Origin of the sequence: Pseudoduganella buxea (assembly GCF_009720835.1) — a bacterium.
In the GTDB taxonomy this organism is placed as follows: domain Bacteria; phylum Pseudomonadota; class Gammaproteobacteria; order Burkholderiales; family Burkholderiaceae_D; genus Rugamonas; species Rugamonas buxea.
This window is the reverse complement of sequence record NZ_WNKZ01000165.1, coordinates 1-5,452: the sequence shown is the minus strand read 5'-3', so window position 1 is coordinate 5,452 and position 5,452 is coordinate 1. Positions and strand designations below refer to the sequence as shown.

At 67.6% G+C, this 5,452-nt stretch carries 7 protein-coding genes and 1 pseudogene; 4 read left to right on the top strand and 4 right to left on the bottom strand.

Annotated features, from left to right (window positions below):
• The 4 genes and pseudogenes from GM672_RS26940 to recR form a co-directional block, all read left to right on the top strand.
• Window positions 1-892, top strand: a pseudogene (locus GM672_RS26940) (DNA polymerase III subunit gamma/tau); the annotation flags it as partial.
• A 31-nt stretch (window positions 893-923) separates the two neighbouring features.
• Complete coding sequence (locus GM672_RS26935) at window positions 924-1,250, top strand: YbaB/EbfC family nucleoid-associated protein (protein ID WP_155473586.1); 327 nt, start codon at window positions 924-926, stop codon at window positions 1,248-1,250.
• A 20-nt stretch (window positions 1,251-1,270) separates the two neighbouring features.
• The gene (locus GM672_RS26930; protein ID WP_155473585.1) at window positions 1,271-1,561 is read left to right on the top strand and encodes a YciI family protein; all 291 of its coding nucleotides are present in this window, start codon (window positions 1,271-1,273) and stop codon (window positions 1,559-1,561) included.
• A 2-nt stretch (window positions 1,562-1,563) separates the two neighbouring features.
• A complete protein-coding gene (gene recR / locus GM672_RS26925) occupies window positions 1,564-2,154 on the top strand; it encodes a recombination mediator RecR (RefSeq protein ID WP_155473584.1) in 591 nt (196 codons plus the stop codon).
• A 61-nt stretch (window positions 2,155-2,215) separates the two neighbouring features.
• Here the strand turns inward: recR and GM672_RS26920 are convergent, their stop codons facing one another.
• Genes GM672_RS26920 through GM672_RS29435 form a run of 4 tightly spaced genes read right to left on the bottom strand, consistent with a single transcriptional unit; the run spans window position 2,216 to window position 5,365 of the window.
• Entirely contained in the window at window positions 2,216-2,563 is a 348-nt protein-coding gene (locus GM672_RS26920) for a hypothetical protein (protein WP_155473583.1), read from the bottom strand.
• A gap of 11 nt (window positions 2,564-2,574) precedes the next feature.
• Window positions 2,575-2,883, bottom strand: coding sequence for a hypothetical protein (locus tag GM672_RS26915; protein WP_155473582.1), 309 nt, complete (start codon window positions 2,881-2,883; stop codon window positions 2,575-2,577).
• A 1-nt stretch (window position 2,884) separates the two neighbouring features.
• Window positions 2,885-4,990, bottom strand: a complete 2,106-nt coding sequence (locus tag GM672_RS26910; RefSeq protein WP_155473581.1) for a putative bifunctional diguanylate cyclase/phosphodiesterase — start codon at window positions 4,988-4,990, stop codon at window positions 2,885-2,887.
• Window positions 4,991-5,365, bottom strand: coding sequence for an Hpt domain-containing protein (locus GM672_RS29435; protein WP_371867108.1), 375 nt, complete (start codon window positions 5,363-5,365; stop codon window positions 4,991-4,993). It abuts the gene before it with no gap.
• Between the last annotated feature and the right edge of the window lie 87 nt (window positions 5,366-5,452).

The following is a 5,452-nucleotide window of genomic DNA, read 5'->3' as shown; positions in this document are numbered from 1 at the left end:
GGGGCAGATGCCGGCATTGCTGGCGGCCCGAACGGGTGCCCGCCCGCCGATGCGCACGGAACCGGTCGACGAGCCCGCTTCGGCCGTGCCGCCAGCAATGCCGGCATCTGCCCCGGTCCAGGGCATGGCACCGCCCGCACCGCAGGCACGCCAGTCCCGGCCCGCGCCGTGGGAAGACGATCCCGCCGGCCTGACGATGGGTGAAGCAGCCGTGCTGGAAGCACCGCCCCAAGCCCAGGCACAGGCGCAGGCGCGCCAGGCGCCCCCGCGCCCGGAACAGCGGGTGGCGGAAGAAGACGACCTGCCGCCATGGGTGACGGAGTTTTCCGACGACAGCGCCACGCCCGCCGCGCGCGGCGAGGTATCCCAGCCCGCACCCGCCCAGGCCCCGGCCGGCGCGCCCGCCGCAGCGGCACCGGTGCGCCAGGCCCAGCCGGCGCAGGCACCGTATGCCTACGTCATCACGCCCGTGCCCGAGCTGGACTGGGATGGCAACTGGCCCCTGCTGGCGGCCCACCTGCCGCTGCGGGGCGTGGCCCAGCAACTGGCGACCCAGGCCGAACTGATCGACTGCACCGTGGCCGGTCCCGAGGACGGCGATGCCGTGCTGCTGCGGCTGCGCTGCCCGATCGACACGTGGCGCTCGCCGCCGAACGTGGAAAAACTGACGGCGGCCCTGTCGGAACGCTTCAACCGCACCGTGCGCGTGGAAACCGAGCTGGGCCCCGTGTGGTACACGACGACGGCCGAACAGCAGGTGCACCGCGAAGCCTGCCAGCGCCAGGCCGACGACGCCGTGCATGGCGATGCCTTCGTGCAAAGCATGGTGCGCGAGTTCGGCGCGTTCGTCGTGCCCGGCTCCATCGTGGCGCCAATCACGCCCGCCCACTAAAATACCTATTTACCATTCGGAGAAACCCATCATGATGAAGAACCAGCTGGCCGGCCTGATGAAACAAGCCCAGGCAATGCAGGACAATATGAAGAAGGCCCAGGAATCGCTGGCGCTGATCGAAGTCGAAGGCCAGTCCGGCGCCGGCCTCGTCAAGGTCGTCATGACGTGCAAGAACGACGTCAAGCGCGTCTCGATCGATCCGTCGCTGCTGGCCGACGACAAGGACATGCTGGAAGATCTGGTCGCCGCCGCCTTCAACGACGCCGTGCGCAAGGCCGAAGCCACCGCCGCCGAGAAGATGAGCGGCCTGGGCGCCGGCCTGAACCTGCCGGCCGGCTTCAAGATGCCGTTCTGAGCGTCACCAGGCCAGCTGCCATGTTCGTCATCGCGCTTACGTACCTGAAACCCACCGAGGAGATCGATGCGCTGCTGGCCGCGCACCGGGAGTTTCTGCGCGAGCAGTACGCCAACGGCGTGTTCCTGATGTCGGGCCGGATGGTGCCCCGTACGGGCGGCATCATCATCGCCACGGCCGACAGCCGCGCCGATATCGAGGCCATCATCGAACTGGACCCGTTCCGGCAGGCCGGCGCGGCCAGCTACACGATCACGGAATTCGTGCCGACGATGACGGCCGACGTGCTGGCCGCCTTCCGCCAGCACTGACCATGGCCAAGTCGCTGGAGTTCCTCACGGAGGCCTTGCGCCGCCTGCCTGGCGTGGGGCCGAAATCGGCCCAGCGCATGGCTTTCCACCTGCTGCAACACGACCGCGAAGGCGCGGCCATGCTGTCGCGCGCGCTGTACCAGGCCGTCGAGGCGGTGCACCACTGCGCGCTGTGCAATACCTTCACGGAGCGGGATGTGTGCGAGATGTGCGCCGACGAGGCGCGCGACCGGCGCCTGCTGTGCGTCGTCGAAACGCCGGCCGACCAGGTGATGATCGAGCAGACCCTGACGTACAAGGGCCTGTATTTCGTGCTGATGGGGCGCCTGTCGCCGCTGGACGGCATCGGCCCGAAGGACATCCACCTGGAAAAGCTGCTGGGCCGCGCGGCCGACGGCACCGTCACGGAAGTGGTGCTGGCCACCAATTTCACCAACGAAGGCGAGGCCACGGCGCACTACATCAGCGAAATGCTGAAGGCGCGGGGGCTGCAGGTAAGCCGCCTGGCACGGGGCGTGCCGGTCGGTGGTGAACTGGAATATGTGGACGCGGGCACCATCGCCCGCGCCATGCTGGACCGGCGCAGTACATGAGCACGGTACCTGGGCACGGTACCTAAGCACGGTACGTAGGCACAGTACCCGGTCGCCTGCCTCACACCTGCGGCGCCGGTTCCCGCCGCGTCTCCGCCGGTACGGGATCGATGCCCGTAATAAAGCCTTCGGCGATGGTTTTTCCTTCCCACAAGGTGATGGCCTGGCCAACGGCCAACACCGTGTCGGCCTGCTCCCTGCTGAGGAATTTCACGGGTACTTCGTACCAGCGCTCCGGTTCCAGGGTCTTGCCGTCCAACAGCAGGCGGCAGTCGAAGCCTTCGCCCCGGATCACCATCGGACAGCCGAACCAGCGTCCGCCCGCAGGCTGTGCGCGGCCGCCTTGTTCCGGTGCGCGGAAACGCACCTTGATCGTTGCATCGGCGTTGCTGTGTGCTGAACTTGCCATGGCGTCCTCCGTCAGGCGACGTTGTACCGGATGATTCGCGGTTTCAGGCCGGCAAGGTCGTTATCGTCCAGGACGACGATGCGAATGCCGCGATCGACGCTAATCTTAGGCAGGTAGCTTACTACGGTTTCTACCTGGATGATTGCGTAAGGGGGATCGCCGAACGCTGCGACCGCCTGGCGGGCGAACCAGATGGCCTGGGCCCTGGTCACGGCGAAATACTTGACCACGATGCCCGGCGGATTGCGCAGGTACCCGAGCCGCCGGATGTCCGCCAGTTCGTCCGGGCCCACAGCGCGGAACAGGCTGGCCCGGCACATGTCACGGCGCCCCGGCGCAGCTGGGGGAATTGAGCATCTGCGTAATGGCGTCCTGCGATTGCGGACGTCCCAGCAGGTAGCCCTGTGCCATGTCGCAGCCGAACTGCTCCAGAAGCGACAGCTGCTCGCCCGTTTCCACGCCCTCGGCCACGACGGCCATCTTCAGGCCATGGGCCATGGCGATGATGGCGCGCGTGATGGCCGCGTTTTCCGAATCCTGCGGCAGGCCGCTGATGAAGCTCTTGTCGATCTTCAGCGCCCGCACGTCGAAGCGCTTCAGGTAGTTCATCGACGAGTAGCCCGTGCCGAAGTCGTCGATCGACAGGTAGATGCCCAGCCCGCGCAGCTGTTCCAGGGTCGCCAGGGTGGCCAGCGCGTCGTCCATCAGCGTGCCTTCGGTCAGCTCCAGTTCCAGGAGGCGCGGGTCGAGCCCCGTCTCGTTCAGCACCGCCAGCACGGTCTGGGCCAGGCTCTCGTCCTTGAACTGGCGCGCCGACAGGTTCACCGCCACGCGAAGCGCGCGCTTGCTTTGCTGGTGCCAGCTGCGCGCCTGCAGGCAGGCCGTGCGCAGCACCCATTCGCCGATCGGCACGATCAGGCCCGTTTCCTCGGCCAGCGGAATGAAGTCGTTGGGCGGGATGATGCCCAGCTCCGGATGGCGCCACCGCACCAGCGCCTCGACGCCCACCACCTGGGCGCTGCGCACGTCGATCTGCGGCTGGTACTGCAGGTACAGCTCATTGTGCTGCAGCGCCTTGCGCAGTCCCACTTCGAGCTTCACGTGGCTCATGATCTGCGTCGTCAGCGCGGAGCTGTACAGCTTGGCGTTGTTCTTGCCGCAGTTCTTGGCGTGGTACATGGCCGTGTCGGCATACTTCAGCAGCGAGGTGCCGTCCTCGCCGTCCTCCGGGTACAGCGAGATGCCGATGCTGGCCGTGACGAAGATCTCGTGGCCGTCCAGGTGGAAGGGGCGGCGCATGGCATCCTTGACGCGGTGCGCCACGGCCAGGGCGTCCTGCACGCTGGTCAGGTCCGGGATCATGATGGTGAACTCGTCGCCGCCCAGGCGCGCCAGGGTGCCGGAAAAATCGCTGTGCGCCACCACGTCGCCGGGGCGGATGGTTTCGTGCAGCCGCTCCGACACCACCTTCAGCAGCAGGTCGCCCACGTCGTGGCCCAGCGTGTCGTTGATGCGCTTGAACGAATCGAGGTCCATGAACAGGATGGCGAACTTGCGGCTCTCGCGGCGCGAGCGGGCCAGTTCGCGCTCCAGCGTTTCCAGGAAGGCCTGGCGGTTCGGGATGCCCGTCAGGCTGTCGCAGTAGGCCAGGCGGCGGATCTGTTCCTCGGTGCGTTTGCGTTCGCTGATGTCGCGCACCAGCCCCAGTACTTCGCCGGCACCGGTGCTGACCAGGCGCGCCTCGAAGTGATGCACCGTCTCTTCCCATTCCAGTTCGTAGTCGACCGAGCGCACCGACTGCGTGCCCAGCACCTGCTGTACCTGTTCCATCACGCGTTCGGCGATGGGGGCGGGCAGCACGTCACGCACATGGCGGCCGACGCACTGCTGCTGCGTCAGCACGGTGGCCGGGTCGTGGCCCTGTTCGTAGTCGACGTAGTACCCCTCGGGCGTGAGCCGGAAGAAGGTGTCGGGAATGGCCGCCAGCACGGCGCGGTTGTGCGCGTCGGCGATGCGCAGGCGCGCGATGGCGTCGCTGGCGCGCAGAACGTACAGTACCCGGTGGCCCAGGATGGGCCAGTTGATGGGCTTCGAGACGAAGTCGGTGGCACCGCATTCGTAGGCCTGGGTCACCGCTTCCAGGTCGTCGCCGCCGGTGACCATGATAATGGGCACCGTCGTGTTGCGGTCGCGCTCGCAGGCGCGGATGGCCCGGCAGACGGCGAAACCGTCCATGCGCGGCATCTCGACGTCGAGCAGCACCAGGTCGGGCGCGTGCCGTTCGAAGCTGGCCACGGCGGCCTGGCCGTCCGGCGCCTCGATCGCGTCGAGTCCGACCTGGGCCAGCATCTCCAGCATCAACAGGCGCATCACTGGGTCGTCGTCCGCAACCAGCACCGTGCCGCGGGAGGGGGGAAGTGCCGTCATCTACATCTCCTTAACGAGGATTGCGCCAAGCGATTTGCGCACCGCGTGAAATTCCCGCTCCATGCCGGTCAGCAGTGGAGCGGCACCGGAAGTGGTGTCGTTGCGGCCCAGTTGTTCCATGTCCTTGCACAACTGGGCCAGGGTGTCCGCGCCCACATTGGCGCTGGACGATTTCAGGCTGTGCGCGGCGCGGCGCACGGCGGCCGTATCGCCCTCCGTCAGGGCCGTGCGCAGCGTCTGCAGATGGGCCGGGGTGTCGGCCACGAAGGCATTGATGACACGCTGGACCAGGGCCTCGCCCTTGTCGGCGTTGAGCGCGCGGATCGCGTCGAGGGCGTGGCGGTTGATGGCGCCGCTGGCGACCGGCGCGGCCACCGCCGCGGCAGCAGTTGCCGGAGCGGGAGCCGCAGTCGCGGTCGCGGTCGCAGCCGGAGCCGGAGCGGGAGCTGCCGGAGCGGGAGC